The organism is Streptomyces sp. ATexAB-D23, from assembly GCF_000373645.1.
Classification (GTDB): domain Bacteria; phylum Actinomycetota; class Actinomycetes; order Streptomycetales; family Streptomycetaceae; genus Streptomyces; species Streptomyces castrisilvae.
This window is the reverse complement of record NZ_KB892019.1, coordinates 100,410-115,640: the sequence shown is the minus strand read 5'-3', so window position 1 is coordinate 115,640 and position 15,231 is coordinate 100,410. Positions and strand designations below refer to the sequence as shown.

Below are 15,231 nucleotides of genomic sequence, written 5' to 3'. Positions count from 1 at the left end.
CCAGGTCAGTGACCTCGTAGGACTTTTCAAAGGAACCACCAACCTGCCGAAGCAGGCCGGGGTATCAACATATCTGGCGTTGACTTTTGGCACGCTGTTGAGTTCTCAAGGAACGGACGCTTCCTTTGTACTCACCCGCAGAACATTTTCTGGGGCTTTCCTCCGGGCGCTTCCCTTCGGTCTTGCGTTTCCGACTCTATCAGACTCTTTCGTGTCCGATTCCCGGTCGAAGCGGGCCGTGCTTTTCCGCTTTCCAGTTCTTCGCTTTCGCGTTTCCCTTTCGGCGTGTCCACTACTTTAGCGGATTCTCCCGGTTACTCATAATCGAGTCAGCGGGACCGAATTTCGGCATGCCGAAATTCGCACCCTCTGGGGTGAGTCGTAGGTAGTGGTGTGGCCGCTCCGGGTAGGCGCGGCATGCGATCCGATGGACCGAACCAACAGCTGTACCCGTGTCAAGCGACTCGGTCAACATTAGGTGCCCCGCATGGGCGAGTCAAGTTGACCTCCGGCGCGGCACATGGGCGCGGTACGGGCTGACCGTCGGGTCGCCGTCGATCCAGAAGCGCCACGGGTGCACTGCCCCGTCCCCGCCCACCCCGGTGCGCGGACCGTTTCGCACCTGGTCACGCGGGGGTGGGGTGCCGTGGAGCACCGACAGCTCGGCGTCCTCGTGGGCGATGGCGTCGGTGCCGTCCAGGGCCCGGCCGATGTCCAGGGCCGTTGCCAGGCGGGCCGGCCCTTTGGCCAGTTCCTTGTCATTACGGGCTGAAACTCGACGTTTGCGCGTGAGTTCGGCGCCCTCGAAGATCTCGCCAGCCCGGAGCAGCACCCCGCTCGCCCTGCCCTCGGGGCCGCACACCAGGTTCATGCAGTGCCACATGCCGTAGGTGAAGTAGACGTACGCGTGGCCGGGCGGTCCGTACATCGCGTCGTTGCGCCGGGTGCGGCCGCGGAAGGCGTGCGAACCGGGGTCGATCTCGCCGGCGTACGCCTCGACCTCCGTGAGGCGCAGGGCGATCGGACCGTCCGGTGTGCTGCGGACCAGGGTCCGGCCGAGGAGATCGGGTGCCACCTCCAGCACGGGACGGTCGAAGAACTCCCGCGTCAGCGGCGTACGGTCCGGGCTGTCGATCATGAGGTTCGAGGTTAGCGGGAACCGACCACGATCGTCGCGCGTATGTAGGGATCAGGACCTAGGAGGAGAAAACATGGGCTTCAAGCGGCTGCTCGCGAGCATGGGTGCCGGTGGCGCTTCGGTGGAGACGGAGCTCACCGAGCTGAACGTCGTCCCGGGCGGGGTCGTTCAGGGTGAGGTGCGCATCCAGGGCGGGTCGGTGGACCAGCAGATCGAGGGGCTCTCCGTAGGTCTTCAGGCCCGGGTCGAGGTCGAGGGCCACGACCAGGAGACCAAGCAGGACATCGAGTTCACCAAGCTGCGGCTCGGCGGCGCCTTCGAGGTGCGGGCCGGGGCGGTGCACGTCGTGCCGTTCGGCCTGGAGATCCCCTGGGAGACGCCCATCACCATGTTCGCGGGCCAGCACCTGCACGGCATGAACATCGGGGTGACCACCGAGCTGGAGATCGCGCGGGCGCTGGACTCGGGCGACCTAGACCCGGTCAACGTGCACCCGCTGCCGGCCCAGGAGGCCATCCTCGACGCCTTCGGCCAGCTGGGCTTCGGTTTCCGCAGCGCGGACATGGAGCGCGGCCACATCCGCGGCACGCGTCAGCGGCTGCCGTTCTACCAGGAGATCGAGTTCTACCCGCCGTCCCAGTACCGGGGGCTGAACCAGGTGGAACTGTCGTTCGTCGCGGACGACCGCGAGATGGATGTCGTCCTGGAGATGGACAAGAAGGCGGGCCTCTTCAGCGAGGGCAGCGACTCCTACCGCGCCTTCCGAGTGGGTCTGCACGACTTCCACGAGACCGACTGGGCGGCATACCTGAACCAGTGGCTGGCGCAGGTCGGCGGACAGCGCAACTGGCTCTAGGGTCGGAGAGATCGGGGGGGGAGAGGAATCTCCCGCGCAACCCGACAGGCCCGACAGGCCCGACAGAGCCGACAGATCCGAACAGAGCCGACAGAGAGGTGCTGACGTGACCGAGCCGAAGAGGGCGCCGCTGCCGCACGACTTCCACCCGGAGGTTCCCTCGTTCACCGTGGTGAGCGAGGACATCGCCCCGGGGGCCGTACTCGCGGACGCACAGGTGTACGCGGCCGGGAACACTTCGCCGCAGCTGCGGTGGGAGGGGTTCCCGGCGGAGACCAAGAGCTTCGCCGTGACGTGCTTCGACCCGGACGCCCCGACGGGCAGCGGGTTCTGGCACTGGGTGGTCTTCGACATCCCGGCATCGGTCACGCAGCTCCCGGCGGGTGCGGGCAGCGGAAAGTTCGAGGGGCTGCCCGCCGGTGCCGTACAGGCCCGCAACGACTACGGGACGAAGGACTTCGGCGGGGCCGCCCCGCCGGCCGGTGAGAACCACCGCTATGTGTTCACCGTGTACGCGGTGGACAGTGAGAAGCTCGGCCCCGACAGCGACACCTCACCCGCGGCGGTCGGTTTCAATCTGCGTTTCCACACCCTGGGCCGCGCCCAGTTGATCGCCGAATACGCGGAGCCCGCCGAAACCGACTGAGACGAAAACCCCCGCAGCCGTTTGCCCTGCCCTGGTCCTGGAGAGATCAGGGCAGGGCATTTTTTAATGCGTTGTCCATCACGGCCCGCCCGGCCAGAGTTGATCCGGGCCTGCCAGGGGGCGGCCGGCACACGGGAGGTGGGCGGGATGCGGGACACGCTGGTTCTGAACGCGAGCTTCGAGCCGCTGTCGACGGTGACGCTGAATCGCGCGGTGGTGCTGATTCTGCAGGACAAGGCCGTCGTCGAGCAGTCGCACCCCGGCCTCCGGATGCGCGGGGCCGCCGTGGACATACCGGTGCCCCGGGTGATCAGGCTCTGCCGGTACGTACGGGTGCCGTTCCGAAGACAGGCCCCGTGGTCCAGAAGGGGTGTGCTGGTCCGGGACCAGCACCGGTGCGCGTACTGCGGGAAGCGTGCGAGCACCGTCGACCATGTCGTGCCACGCGCCCAGGGCGGGCAGGACACCTGGCTCAACACGGTGGCCTCGTGCGCCGAGGACAACCACCGCAAAGCGGCCCGTACGCCGGAGCAGGCGGGGATGCCGCTGCTGCGGCAGCCGTTCGTGCCGTCCCCGGCGGACGCGATGCTGCTGGCGCTCGGGGCCGGTGACCGGTCGGCGCTGCCGGAGTGGCTCGCGCAGTCCGCGGCGTAGCCGCCGTACGCCCGGCGCCGTGACCGAGGCCCGTCTCCGCGAGGAGGCGGGCCTCGGGCCGTCAGCGCAGTACCAGCTGGACGATGGCCGCCGTGCCGACCGTGACGATGAGGGCGCGCAGGAGGGCGGGGCTGAGCCGGCGGCCGACCTTGGCGCCGATCTGGCCGCCGAGCGCGGAGCCTACCGCGATCAGTACGACGGCCGTCCAGTCGAAGTCGGCGACGAAGAGGAAGAAGAGCGCGGCGATGCTGTTGACGATGGCCGCGAGGACGTTCTTCACGGCGTTGAGGCGCTGCATGGTGTCGTCGACGAGCATGCCCATGAGGGAGAGGTAGATGATCCCCTGGGCGGCGGTGAAGTAGCCGCCGTAGACGCTGGCGAGCGTCAGGCCGATGAAGAGCAGGGGCCCGCCGTCCGGATGGGCCGGCGTCCCGGTGCGGGCGCGCCTGGACTGAACCGCTTTGCTGATGCGCGGTTGCAGGATGACCAGGAGGAGGGCCAGCGCGACGAGGACCGGGACGATGGTCTCGAAGGCCGTGGAGGGCAGGGCAAGCAGCAGGGTGGCGCCGGTCAGGCCGCCGACGAGGGCGCCCACGGTGAGTTTGAGGACGCGGGGGCGCTGGCCTTCGAGTTCCTTGCGGTAGCCGATCGCGCCGCTGATGGAGCCGGGGATCAGGCCGAGTGCGTTGGAGACGGTGGCGGTGACCGGGGGCAGGCCGGTGGCGAGCAGCACGGGGAAGGTGATCAGCGTCCCCGAGCCGACGATCGTGTTGATCGTGCCTGCGCTGATCCCCGCCGCGAAGACGGCGAGCATCTCCCAGATGGACATGGCGTATCCCCCGTGCGTGATCGGTGCTTGGTGCACCGAATCATGCACGGGGGATGTACACGTCAGTCGACCGGGGGTTCCTCGCGGCGCTCCTTGCCGGTGTTGAAGCCGGGTACGCCGGAGCCGAGGTTGCCGAAGGCGCCACTCAGGCCCTTGAGGGCGTCGCCGATCTCGCTGGGCACGATCCAGAGCTTGTTGGCGTCGCCCTCGGCGATCTTCGGCAGCATCTGGAGGTACTGGTACGACAGGAGCTTCTGGTCCGGGTCACCGGCGTGGATGGACTCGAAGACCGTACGGATGGCCTGGGCCTCACCCTCGGCACGCAGGGCGGCGGCCTTGGCCTCACCTTCGGCGCGCAGGATCGCCGACTGCTTCTCGCCCTCGGCGGTGAGGATCGCGGACTGGCGGGTGCCCTCGGCCTGGAGGATGGCGGCGCGCTTGTCGCGGTCGGCGCGCATCTGCTTCTCCATCGAGTCCTGGATGGAGGTGGGCGGCTCGATCGCCTTGAGCTCGACGCGGTTGACGCGGATCCCCCATTTGCCGGTGGCCTCGTCGAGGACTCCGCGCAGGGCCGCGTTGATCTCCTCGCGGGAGGTGAGGGTCCGTTCCAGGTCCATGCCGCCGATGATGTTGCGCAGCGTGGTGACGGTGAGCTGCTCGATGGCCTGGATGTAGCTGGCGACCTCATAGGTCGCGGCCCGTGCGTCGGTCACCTGGTAGTAGATGACGGTGTCGATGTTGACCACCAGGTTGTCCTGGGTGATCACGGGCTGCGGCGGGAAGGGCACGACCTGCTCGCGCAGGTCGATCCGGTTCCGGATCGAGTCGATGAACGGGACGACGATGTTCAGGCCCGCGTTCAGGGTGCGGGTGTACCTGCCGAAGCGCTCGACAATGGCGGCGCTGGCCTGGGGGATGACCTGGATCGTCTTGATCAGAGCGATGAAGACGAGCACCACCAGAATGATCAGGACGATGATGATCGGTTGCATCGTTTCCTCGTGCCCTTCGGTTGATGATCGTCATCAAGTCTGTCAGAACACGCCGCGGTCCGGGGGCCGTTCGGTCACATGACGACGGCCGTCGCCCCGTCGATGTCGACCACATCGACCTGTTGGCCCGGTTCGAAGCTGATTCCGGCGTCGAGCGCGCGTGCCGACCAGATCTCTCCGGCCAGCTTGATGCGGCCGCCGGCTCCGTCCACCCGTTCCAGGACGACGGCCTGACGGCCCTTCAGGGCGTCGATGCCGGTGGCATGCCGCGGGGCACGGTCCGCGCGCTGCCTGCCCGCGATCAGACGCACCACGGCGATCAGCGCCACGGAGACGATGACGAAGACCAGGACCTGGGCGACGATTCCGCCACCGAGGGCCGCGACGACCGCGGCGGCGACCGCCCCCACGGCGAACATGCCGAACTCGGGCATCGCGGTGAGGACGAGCGGAATGCCCAGTCCTGCCGCACCGATCAGCCACCACACCCACGCGTCGATGTCCACGTGGTCATCGTAGGTCCGCGAGCACCTCCACCGACAGGGCGCAACCGGGCCCGTACGGCGGGCGGGCCGCCGTACCGGCTCAGGCGAGGGGCAGTCCGCGCGCGGTGTAGCGGTCGCCCTGGTGCTCCACGACGAGGGGCAGGCCGAAGCAGAGGGAGAGGTTGCGGGAGGTCAGCTCGGTCTCCATGGGTCCCGCGGCGAGCACCTTGCCCTGCCGGATCATCAGGACGTGGGTGAAGCCGGGGGCGATCTCCTCGACGTGGTGGGTCACCATGACCATGGAGGGGGCGTACGGGTCGCGGGCCAGCCGGCCGAGGCGCCGGACGAGGTCCTCGCGGCCGCCGAGGTCGAGACCGGCGGCGGGCTCGTCCAGGAGGAGCAGCTCGGGGTCGGTCATCATGGCGCGGGCGATCAGGGTGCGCTTGCGCTCGCCCTCGGAGAGGGTGCCGAAGTTCCGGTCGAGGTATTCGGTCATGCCGAGCCGGTCGAGGAAGGCGCGGGCTCGGTCCTCGTCGACCTTGTCGTAGTTCTCGTTCCAGGTGGCGGTCATGCCGTAGGCGGCGGTGAGCACCGTCTGCAGGACCGTCTGGCGCCTGGGGAGCTTCTCGGCGAGGGCGACGCCCGCGATGCCGATGCGGGGGCGCAGGTCGAAGACGTCGGTGCCGACGCCGCCGAGGCGCTCGCCGAGGACGGTGACGCTGCCCTTGGTGGGGAAGAGGTAGCTGGACGCGATGTTCAGCAGGGTGGTCTTGCCGGCGCCGTTGGGGCCGAGGATGACCCAGCGTTCGCCCTCCTTGACCGACCAGGAGACGTCGTCCACCAGAGCGCGTCCGTCGCGGACCACGGATACGTCCACCAGCTCCAGTACATCGCTCATGAGCGCGTTGTCTCCCCATGCAGTGTCGAGATCGTCGCGTGCCTGTGGGCACAGCTCCCAGGGAAAACCTACGCCACCGCAGGAGCGCGAAGGGCGCTGGGCCCGTCGTCGCGAGGCGGACGGGGGGTGCGGCGGGAGCTTCTAAGCTGTCGGCATGCTTTCGGAACCACGCTCAGGGCTGCTGGCCGCTTGGGGCAACGCGCTGCTCTCGGGGCTCGTGTCGCCGGACGACGCGGCGCTCGCGATCGTCGGAGAGGACGCGGTGCACCGCGTCGAGGGCCTGCCGGGCGAGGCGGGGCCGGTCGGCCTCACGTTCGCGCTGGGGCGGCTGCGGTCGCTGGGGGTGAGCGGGTTCCGGGTGGCGCTGCCGGTGCCGGGGCATCCGCTGGGGCTGAGCGGTCCGGCCGATTTCAACGCGCGGGCGCTGGAGGCGGAGGAGGCGGTGGTCACGCACGGTGCGCCGTACGGACTGGTGCCCGAGGCGCGCGAGGCGGGGCCCGCCGGGGATCTGCACGTGGACGTGGTCTGGCACTGCCTGGCGGTGCGGGAGGCTCCGCCGGCCGATGTGCCCTCGCTGGGCGAGGCGGAGCGGGAGCTGGCGGAGGCGTTGCGGGACGCGACGGCCGTGCTGTCCCGGCTCGACGTGGCCGGTTCGGGGCCGGTGGCCGAGGCGGCGGTGGACGCGTACCGGGCACGGGCCGAGCGCGGGCGCGAGGTGCTGGCCCCCGGGTATCCGCCCCGGGCGGTGCGGGTGCTGGAGCTGGCGCAGCGGGTCGGGCTGCTGGTCTCGGTGGCGTACGAGAACGGGCACGGCGGTGCGGTGAGCGCCTCGGAGATGGCGGCCCGGGGCGAGGCGCTGCGGCCGGTGGAGCGGGTGGCCCGGCGGGCACAGGTGGCGGCGTACAACGCGTATGTGGAGGAGCGGGCGCGCTGAGAGCTGTCCCGTAGTGATCCCTGGCGGGCGCGCGCAGATCCGCCGGACATGGCCCAGCCGCCGGGCAGCACGCCTAGTCCTGTCCGGCGGCCCCGTGGCGGACGGCCCACAGGGCGGCCTGGGTGCGGTCCGAGAGGTCCAGTTTCATCAGGATGTTCGAGACATGGGTCTTGACGGTCTTCTCGGACAGGACCAGGGCCCGCGCGATCTCCCGGTTGGACCGGCCGTCGGCGATCAGGCCGAGCACTTCCCGCTCCCGTTCGGTCAGGGTGCTCCCCCGGCCGGTTCCCGAGCCCGGATCGTCCTGGGCCAGCAGCGCCCCGGCCACCTCTGGCTGGAGCAGGACGTGCCCGGCGTGCACCGAGCGGATGGCGCCGGCCAGCGCGTCGGGGTCGACGTCCTTGTACACGTAGCCGGAGGCGCCGGCGCGCAGGGCGGGGACGACCGTGCGCTGTTCGGTGAAGCTGGTGACGATCAGCACCTTGGCCGGGTTCGCCAGTTCGCGGAGCCTGCGCAGCGCCTCGATGCCGTCGGTGCCGGGCATCTTGATGTCCATCAGCACCACATCGGGCCGCAGCTCCTCGGTCCTGGCCACGCCCTCGGCGCCGTCGGACGCCTCGCCGACGACCGCGATGTCGTCCTGGACCTCCAGGAAGGTCCGCAGGCCGCGGCGGACCACCTGGTGGTCGTCCACCAGCAGCACCCTGATGATCGTGTCAGCCACCGGGTATCTCCATCTCGATCGTGGTGCCCCTGCCGGGCTCGGATTCGACGGTGAGCCGGCCGCCGACGCCGCTCGCCCGGTCCCGCATGGATACCAGGCCCAGATGGCGCCCGGCCTGGCGGGTGGCCGCGGGTTCGAAGCCCCGGCCGTCGTCGGTGATCCGCAGCACGGTGGAGCCGTCGCGGCGGGCGAGGGTGACGTCGACGTGCGCGGCGCCGGAGTGGCGCAGGGCGTTGTGCAGGGCCTCCTGGGAGACCCGCAGCAGCGCCTCCTCCTGGGCGGCGGGCAGGGCGCGGACGCCCGAGGCGGTGAAGGTGACGCGGGCGCTGTGGGCCCGGTCCAGGACCTGGATCTGGGTACGGAGGGTGGCGACGAGGCCGTCCTCGTCCAGGGCGGCCGGGCGCAGCTCCACGACGGCGGCGCGCAGCTCGTCCACGGCCTCGGCGGCCAGTGCGGCGACCTGCTGGAGCTCGCCCTTGGCGCGGGCCGGGTCGCGGTCGACGAGGGCGGCGGCGGCCTGGGCGGTGAGGCGGAGCGAGAAGAGCTTCTGGCTGACCGCGTCGTGGAGCTCGTGGGCGAGGCGGGAGCGTTCCTCGGCGATGGTGAGCTCGCGGCTGCGCTCGTAGAGCCGGGCGTTGGTGAGGGCTATCGCGGCGTGCTGGGCGAGGATCGAGAGCAGTTCCTCGTCCTCGGCGGTGAAGCCGCAGCTGCCTTCGGGCTTGGGGCACCTCTTGTTGGCGAGGAAGAGCGCGCCGATGGTCTCGTCGCCGTCCCGGATGGGCAGGCCGAGGAAGTCCGACATGTCGGGGTGGGCGCTGGGCCAGCCCTCGAAGCGCGGGTCCTTGCGGACGTCGGCCAGCCGCTCGGGCTGCGCGCCGTGGAGCATCGCGGCGAGGATGCCGTGCTGCCGGGGCAGCGGGCCGATGGCCTTCCACTGCTCGTCGCTCACGCCGTCGACGACGAACTGGGCGAAGCCGCCGTGGTCGTCGGGGACCCCGAGGGCGGCGTATTCGGCGTCCAGGAGTTCGCGGGCCGAGGCGACGATCGTCTTCAGGACGTCCCGTACCTCCAGGTGGCGGCTCATGGCGAGCAGCGCGGCGCTGACGGCTGCGAGGCCCGAGGGTGGGCGGTGGCTCATGGCCTCACCGTACCGGCGCCCTCCCGGCCCCGTATCGGGCTGCGGACGGCCGGGGGCCGGGGCGTGAGGACTAGGACCAGAGGCCCGTACGGGGCTGCGGGCCCTTGCCCGCAACCCCCCTTCCGGAACGTCACATTCCGCATTGCTGGCGCAACACATGGTGATTCCGTTACCCGCCCGATGTGAGGCCGCGCATAGGGCCCACGTCACTTACGAAGCTGCCTAGTGGAGCAAAAAGGGCGATTTGGGTGGGCTTGGCCTGGGATGCCGTTGCGCGAACGGCCCGGTAATCCACTACCCGGCTTCGTACGTCACACCTTTGCCACGGCATTTTGCGGGCGCTAAGAATTGCTCTCGTCCCCGACGGAGATGCGTAGCCGCTCCCGTCTTCGTCCTCCGTGAGGACCCCCGCGAATACGAAGAGGTAAGCCTGTATGTCCGCGTCCCGCATCACCGGCCGTCTCCGCCGCCTGAACAAGACCCAGAAGCTCTCCGCCGCCGGCGTGTCCGCCGTCGCCGCCGCTGCCCTCTCCTTGTCCCTGGTGCCCGGTAACGCCGAGGCCGAGACCGAGCCCCAGGCACTCTCCGCTGCTCCGGTCATCTTCGACTCCGCCGCCTCCAAGCAGACCAAGGCCATCCAGGACAGCCTCATCGAGCAGCACTCGACCGCCGAGAAGCTGGTCAAGGCCGCCGACGCCGCCAAGGCCAAGAAGGCCTCCGCGGTGAAGGAGAAGGCCGAGGCGAAGGCCAAGAAGGCCAAGCTGAAGAAGGCGAAGGCCAAGGCCCGCAAGGCCGCCGCCTCGCGCGGCGACCAGTCCGCGAGCCGCTCGTCCGCCCGTACGCACGCCTTCGGGAACAACCTGGACGGCTGGATCAAGGAATCCCTGTCCATCATGAAGGCCAAGGGCATCCCGGGCACCTACGAGGGCCTGCACCGCAACATCATGCGCGAGTCCAGCGGCAACCCGAACGCCATCAACGACTGGGACATCAACGCGATCAACGGTGTTCCGTCGATCGGTCTGCTCCAGATCATCAAGCCGACGTTCGACTACTACCACGTCTCCGGCACCCCGCACACGCAGTACGACCCGGTCGCCAACATCACCGCGTCGGCCAACTACGCCGCCGACAAGTACGGCTCGATCGACAACGTCAACAGCGCGTACTGATCCGCAGCGATCCGTACGCCGACGGCACATGCCGGAGGGCGGCACCCCACGCGGGGTGCCGCCCTCCGGCGTGCCTACGGCCCGGTTACTTGCGCATGACCTCGGGCTCGTGGCGGCGCAGCAGCCGTGCGACCGCGAAGCCGCAGATGACGCCGAGGAAGAGCAGCACCGTGATGTTGATCCCCCACTGGCTCGCCGAGTGCTCCCACAGCGGGTCCAGGTCCGTGGGGTTGTTCTGGTCCCACGGCGGCATGAGGTGGGCGAGGTCGAGCGTCGTGCCGGCACCCGCGATCGCCCAGCGGGACGGCATCAGCCAGGCGAACTGCTCCAGGCCGGGCGATCCGTAGACCTGGAAGAGGATGCCGGTGAAGACGACCTGGACGATCGCGAACATGACCAGCAGCGGCATGGTCTTCTCGGAGGTCTTCACCAGCGAGGAGATGACCAGGCCGAACATCATCGAGGTGAAGCCGAGCGCGATGATCGTCAGGCAGATCTCGACCGCCGGCGGCATGATCAGGCCCTCGGCCGGCAGGTCGCGGGTGGCGAAGCCGATGCCGCAGATGATGACGCCCTGGATCGCGGTGATCACGCCGAGGACGATGACCTTGGACATCAGGTAGGCGGAGCGGGAGAGGCCGGTGGCCCGTTCCCGTTCGTAGATGACGCGTTCCTTGATCAGTTCGCGTACGGAGTTGGCCGCGGCCGAGAAGGTCATGCCGATCACCAGGATCAGCATGATCGTTCCGGCGTCGCTGTTGAACTTGTGGGGCGGCTTGGGCGGAGCGAGGCCGTAGTCCGACGGGATGACCACGCTGACGACGCCGAGCACCGCGGGCAGGATCACCATCAGGCCCATGAAGCCCTTGTCGGACGCGATCACCGAGAGGTAGCGGCGCATCAGCGTCCACAGCTGCGTCCCCCAGCCCTGCGGCTTCGGCGGGCGCATCTGCTGCGGCGGTGGCATGTGCACGGACTGCACGGCGACGGCGTCGATGTCGGCGGCGTACATCTGGTAGTGCTGCGAGCCGCGCCAGCGGCCCGACCAGTCGTAGTCGCGGTAGTTCTCGAACGCCGAGAAGACGTCGGCCCAGCTGGTGTAGCCGAAGAAGTTCAGCGCCTCGTCCGGCGGGCCGAAGTAGGCCACGGCGCCGCCCGGTGCCATCACCAGGAGCTTGTCGCAGATGGCCAGCTCGGCCACCGAGTGTGTGACGACCAGGACCGTGCGGCCGTCGTCGGCCAGGCCGCGCAGCAGCTGCATGACGTCGCGGTCCATGCCCGGGTCGAGGCCCGAGGTGGGCTCGTCGAGGAAGATCAGCGACGGCTTGGTGAGCAGTTCGAGCGCCACGGAGACGCGCTTGCGCTGGCCGCCGGAGAGCGAGGTGACCTTCTTGTCCTTGTGGACGTCGAGCTTGAGCTCGGCGAGGACCTCCTGGATACGGGACTGGCGCTCGGCCTCGGTGGTGTCCGCGGGGAAGCGGAGCTTGGCCGCGTACTTGAGGGCGCGGGTGACGGTCAGTTCCTTGTGCAGGATGTCGTCCTGCGGGACCAGGCCGATGCGCTGGCGCAGCTCGGCGAACTGCTTGTAGAGGTTCCGGTTGTCGTAGAGGACGTCGCCCTGGTTGGCGGGCCGGTAGCCGGTGAGCGCCTTGAGCAGGGTGGACTTTCCGGAGCCGGACGGGCCGATGACGCCGATCAGCGACTTCTCCGGGACGCCGAAGGAGACGTCCTTGAGGATCTGCTTGCCGCCGTCGACCGTCACCGTGAGGTGGCGGGCCGCGAAGGAGACCTCGCCGGTGTCGACGAACTCCTCCAGCCGGTCGCCGACGAGCCGGAACGTGGAGTGGCCGACGCCGACGATGTCGTTCGGGCCGATGAGGGCCGAGCCGGACTTGGAGAGCGGCTGGCCGTTGACGTACGTGCCGTTGTGCGATCCGAGGTCCCGGATCTCGAAGCGGCCGTCCGGGGTGGCGTGGAATTCGGCGTGGTGCCTGGAGACCTGGAGGTCGGAGACGACCAGCTCGTTCTCCAGGGCACGGCCGATCCGCATCACCCGGCCGAGCGCCAGCTGGTGGAACGTGGTCGGGCTGCGGTCCCCGTACACCGGGGGCGTCCCGGCGGGAGCGCCGGCTCCCGGTCCGGGCGGGCCCTGTGCCATGCCCTGCTGCTGCGGCACATGGGGCTGCTGCGGCTGCTGCCAGGCCTGCTGCGGGCCGGGGCCCTGCTGGGGCCGCTGCGGCGGGGCCTGCTGCGGCTGCACGGGTGCGGCGGCGCCCCCGGCGGCCTGTCCGCTGTACACACCGGCGCCGCTGAAGGCGAGCCGGGGCCCGTCGGTGGCGTTGCCCAGGTTCACGGTGGAGCCGGCCGCGAGCTCCACCTGCTGGATCCGCTGACCGTGCAGGTACGTGCCGTTGGTGCTGCCGTGGTCCTCGATGGACCAACTGCGGCCGTTCCAGCTGATCGTGGCGTGCCGCCACGACACCCTGGCGTCGTCGATCGTCATGTCCCCCTGCGGATCACGTCCCAGGGTGTACGACCTGGACGGATCGAGCGTCCAGGTCCTGCCATTCAATTCCAGTACGAGTTCCGGCACTCCGCGCCCCACTAGTTGTCCCCCGTGTTACCCCCGTTGCAGGGAGTCTAGGGATGCTGAACATCGTGGGGAACTATTCCAGGACCCGTCCCCGATACGAAAGCCGGGCGGCGCAGGGTGACCTCACCGAGACCTGCATAGCGTGGCCAAAGGGACGGACCGGTGCGTGCGGGACGCGCTGTCCGGCACTCGGGACGGGCTGCCGGGGGCGGCGCGCGGACCGATACGGTGGGAGGCACCATGAGCGCATCGCAGCCCCCTGAGTCCTCCCCGTCTCCCGAGCCTCCCGTATCACCGCAGGGTCCGGACATTCCGACCCTTCTGGTGAAGATCTTCGGGAAGGACCGCCCCGGGATCACCGCGGGCCTCTTCGACACCCTCGCCGCGTACTCGGTCGATGTCGTGGACATCGAGCAGGTCGTCACGCGTGGCCGTATCGTCCTGTGCGCGCTGGTCACGGCCCCCACCGCGGGCGGGACCACCGAGGGCGATCTGCGGGCCACCGTGCACAGCTGGGCCGAGTCGCTGAAGCTCCAGGCCGAGATCATCTCCGGTACGGGTGACAACCGGCCGCGCGGCTACGGCCGTTCCCATGTCACGGTGCTCGGGCACCCGCTGACCGCGGAGTCGACCGCCGCCATAGCGGCCCGGATCACCTCGACCGGCGGCAACATCGACCGCATCTTCCGGCTGGCGAAGTATCCGGTCACCGCGGTCGAGTTCGCGGTGTCCGGTACGGGGACCGAGGAGCTGCGCAGCGCGCTGGCGCCGGAGGCCGCGGGCATCGGCGTGGACGTGGCGGTCGTCTCGGCCGGGCTGAGCCGCCGGGCGCAGCGGCTCGTGGTGATGGACGTCGACTCGACGCTGATCCAGGACGAGGTGATCGAGCTCTTCGCGGCCCATGCCGGCTGCGAGGCCGAGGTCGCCGAGGTGACCGAGCGGGCGATGCGGGGCGAGCTGGACTTCGAGCAGTCGCTGCACGCCCGGGTGGCGCTGCTGGCGGGGCTCGACGTGTCGGTGGTGGACAAGGTCCGCTCCGAGGTGCGGCTGACGCCGGGCGCCCGGACGCTGATCCGTACGCTGAAGCGGCTCGGCTACCAAGTGGGTGTGGTCTCGGGCGGGTTCACACAGGTGACCGACGATCTGAAGGAGCGCCTGGGGCTCGACTTCGCCTCTGCCAACACGCTGGAGGTCGTCGACGGAAAGCTCACGGGCCGGGTGACCGGGGACATCGTCGACCGGGCGGGCAAGGCCCGGCTGCTGCGGAGCTTCGCCTCCGAGGCGGGGGTGCCGCTGGCGCAGACGGTGGCGATCGGCGACGGGGCCAATGACCTGGACATGCTGAACACGGCCGGGCTCGGGGTCGCCTTCAACGCCAAGCCGGTGGTCCGCGAGGCCGCGCACACGGCGGTGAACGTGCCGTTCCTGGACACCGTGCTCTACCTGCTCGGCGTCACCCGCGAGGAGGTCGAGGCGGCCGACGGCCTGGTCGAGTAGCCTCCCTCCCCCCGCCGGGAACACGGACAGGGCCCCGGCGCGCACCTCGCGGTGTGTGCCGGGGCCCTGTGCGTACGCGTGGCCGGTCAGTCGTTGGGGGTCCAGTAGGCGGTGAGCCGGCCGACGCCGTGCTCCACGGTCTTCCAGGGGCCGGAGAACTCCACGACGGCGAAGGCCGCGGTCGGGAAGCCGCCGCGGGCCAGCCGGGCGAGCGCGTCGCCCTCACTGCTGCCGGAGAGGGCGTCCGCGAGGGCGTGCATGCCGGGGTTGTGGCCGATGACCAGCAGGTTGGAGACGTCGTCCGGGGTCTCGTTGACCAGAGCGATCAGTTCGCCGAGCGAGGCCTCGTAGATTCGCTCCTCGTACACGGTCTTCGGGCGCTGCGGCATCTCGTGCACGGCCAGCTTCCACGTCTCACGCGTTCTGACGGCGGTCGAGCAGAGGGCCAGATCGAAGACGATCCCCGAATCGGTGAGTTTGCGGCCCGCCACGGGGGCGTCCGTGCGGCCGCGCTCGGCGAGGGGCCGCTCGTGGTCGGACTCCTGCGACCATTCCGCCTTGGCATGCCTGAGAAGGACGATCCTGCGAGATGTATCGGCGCTCATACATCTCAGCTTCGCATGAAATGTGCCAGCTGGCGCAGGGTGTTGGAGCCTTCTCCCGGGAGCCTCACCG

At 69.7% G+C, this 15,231-nt stretch carries 16 protein-coding genes; 7 read left to right on the top strand and 9 right to left on the bottom strand.

Annotated elements, in window-relative coordinates:
* Window positions 1–301, top strand: a 301-nt coding sequence (locus B082_RS39925) for a hypothetical protein (protein WP_234018184.1), incomplete at its 5' end; no start/stop codon positions are given.
* Window positions 302–496: 195 nt separating this feature from the next.
* Here the strand turns inward: B082_RS39925 and B082_RS0118905 are convergent.
* A complete protein-coding gene (locus B082_RS0118905; protein ID WP_018553387.1) occupies window positions 497–1,138 on the bottom strand; it encodes a DNA-3-methyladenine glycosylase in 642 nt (213 codons plus the stop codon).
* A 73-nt stretch (window positions 1,139–1,211) separates the two neighbouring features.
* On the opposite strand from B082_RS0118905, the gene B082_RS0118900 reads away from it, so the two are divergent.
* The 3 genes from B082_RS0118900 (at window position 1,212) to B082_RS0118890 (ending at window position 3,294) form a co-directional block, all read left to right on the top strand.
* The gene (locus B082_RS0118900; RefSeq protein ID WP_018553386.1) at window positions 1,212–1,994 is read left to right on the top strand and encodes a sporulation protein; all 783 of its coding nucleotides are present in this window, start codon (window positions 1,212–1,214) and stop codon (window positions 1,992–1,994) included.
* 106 nt (window positions 1,995–2,100) lie between these two features.
* A complete protein-coding gene (locus B082_RS0118895) occupies window positions 2,101–2,640 on the top strand; it encodes a YbhB/YbcL family Raf kinase inhibitor-like protein (RefSeq protein ID WP_018553385.1) in 540 nt (179 codons plus the stop codon).
* Between the two features lie 147 nt (window positions 2,641–2,787).
* Entirely contained in the window at window positions 2,788–3,294 is a 507-nt protein-coding gene (locus B082_RS0118890) for an HNH endonuclease (RefSeq protein ID WP_018553384.1), read from the top strand.
* Between the two features lie 61 nt (window positions 3,295–3,355).
* Here B082_RS0118890 and B082_RS0118885 read toward each other — a convergent pair whose 3' ends face one another.
* The 4 genes from B082_RS0118885 to B082_RS0118870 form a co-directional block, all read right to left on the bottom strand.
* Window positions 3,356–4,123, bottom strand: a complete 768-nt coding sequence (locus B082_RS0118885) for a sulfite exporter TauE/SafE family protein (protein ID WP_018553383.1) — start codon at window positions 4,121–4,123, stop codon at window positions 3,356–3,358.
* A 62-nt stretch (window positions 4,124–4,185) separates the two neighbouring features.
* Entirely contained in the window at window positions 4,186–5,115 is a 930-nt protein-coding gene (locus B082_RS0118880) for an SPFH domain-containing protein (RefSeq protein WP_018553382.1), read from the bottom strand.
* A gap of 74 nt (window positions 5,116–5,189) precedes the next feature.
* Window positions 5,190–5,621 carry an NfeD family protein gene (locus B082_RS0118875; protein WP_018553381.1) on the bottom strand — a complete coding sequence of 144 codons (432 nt, stop codon included), beginning with the start codon at window positions 5,619–5,621 and terminating at the stop codon, window positions 5,190–5,192.
* A gap of 79 nt (window positions 5,622–5,700) precedes the next feature.
* A complete protein-coding gene (locus B082_RS0118870) occupies window positions 5,701–6,498 on the bottom strand; it encodes an ABC transporter ATP-binding protein (protein ID WP_018553380.1) in 798 nt (265 codons plus the stop codon).
* Window positions 6,499–6,652: 154 nt separating this feature from the next.
* Between B082_RS0118870 and B082_RS0118865 the strand changes: the two genes are divergently transcribed.
* Window positions 6,653–7,432 carry a hypothetical protein gene (locus tag B082_RS0118865; RefSeq protein WP_018553379.1) on the top strand — a complete coding sequence of 260 codons (780 nt, stop codon included), beginning with the start codon at window positions 6,653–6,655 and terminating at the stop codon, window positions 7,430–7,432.
* A gap of 73 nt (window positions 7,433–7,505) precedes the next feature.
* Here the strand turns inward: B082_RS0118865 and B082_RS0118860 are convergent, their stop codons facing one another.
* The gene (locus tag B082_RS0118860; RefSeq protein WP_018553378.1) at window positions 7,506–8,156 is read right to left on the bottom strand and encodes a response regulator; all 651 of its coding nucleotides are present in this window, start codon (window positions 8,154–8,156) and stop codon (window positions 7,506–7,508) included.
* Window positions 8,149–9,294 (bottom strand): GAF domain-containing sensor histidine kinase, encoded by a 1,146-nt coding sequence (locus tag B082_RS0118855; protein WP_018553377.1) that lies wholly within the window; start codon window positions 9,292–9,294, stop codon window positions 8,149–8,151. The genes B082_RS0118860 and B082_RS0118855 overlap by 8 nt, the downstream gene beginning before the upstream one ends.
* 434 nt (window positions 9,295–9,728) lie before the next feature.
* Between B082_RS0118855 and B082_RS0118850 the strand changes: the two genes are divergently transcribed.
* Window positions 9,729–10,466, top strand: coding sequence for a transglycosylase SLT domain-containing protein (locus B082_RS0118850; RefSeq protein WP_018553376.1), 738 nt, complete (start codon window positions 9,729–9,731; stop codon window positions 10,464–10,466).
* 85 nt (window positions 10,467–10,551) lie between these two features.
* Here B082_RS0118850 and B082_RS0118845 read toward each other — a convergent pair whose 3' ends face one another.
* Window positions 10,552–13,071: an FHA domain-containing protein gene (locus B082_RS0118845; protein ID WP_078622597.1), complete on the bottom strand. Its 2,520-nt coding sequence runs from the start codon at window positions 13,069–13,071 to the stop codon at window positions 10,552–10,554.
* A 228-nt stretch (window positions 13,072–13,299) separates the two neighbouring features.
* Between B082_RS0118845 and serB the strand changes: the two genes are divergently transcribed.
* Window positions 13,300–14,556, top strand: a complete 1,257-nt coding sequence (serB, locus tag B082_RS0118840) for a phosphoserine phosphatase SerB (protein ID WP_026249939.1) — start codon at window positions 13,300–13,302, stop codon at window positions 14,554–14,556.
* 86 nt (window positions 14,557–14,642) lie between these two features.
* Here the strand turns inward: serB and B082_RS0118835 are convergent, their stop codons facing one another.
* Window positions 14,643–15,161, bottom strand: a complete 519-nt coding sequence (locus B082_RS0118835; RefSeq protein ID WP_026249938.1) for a SixA phosphatase family protein — start codon at window positions 15,159–15,161, stop codon at window positions 14,643–14,645.
* Window positions 15,162–15,231 lie beyond the last annotated feature (70 nt).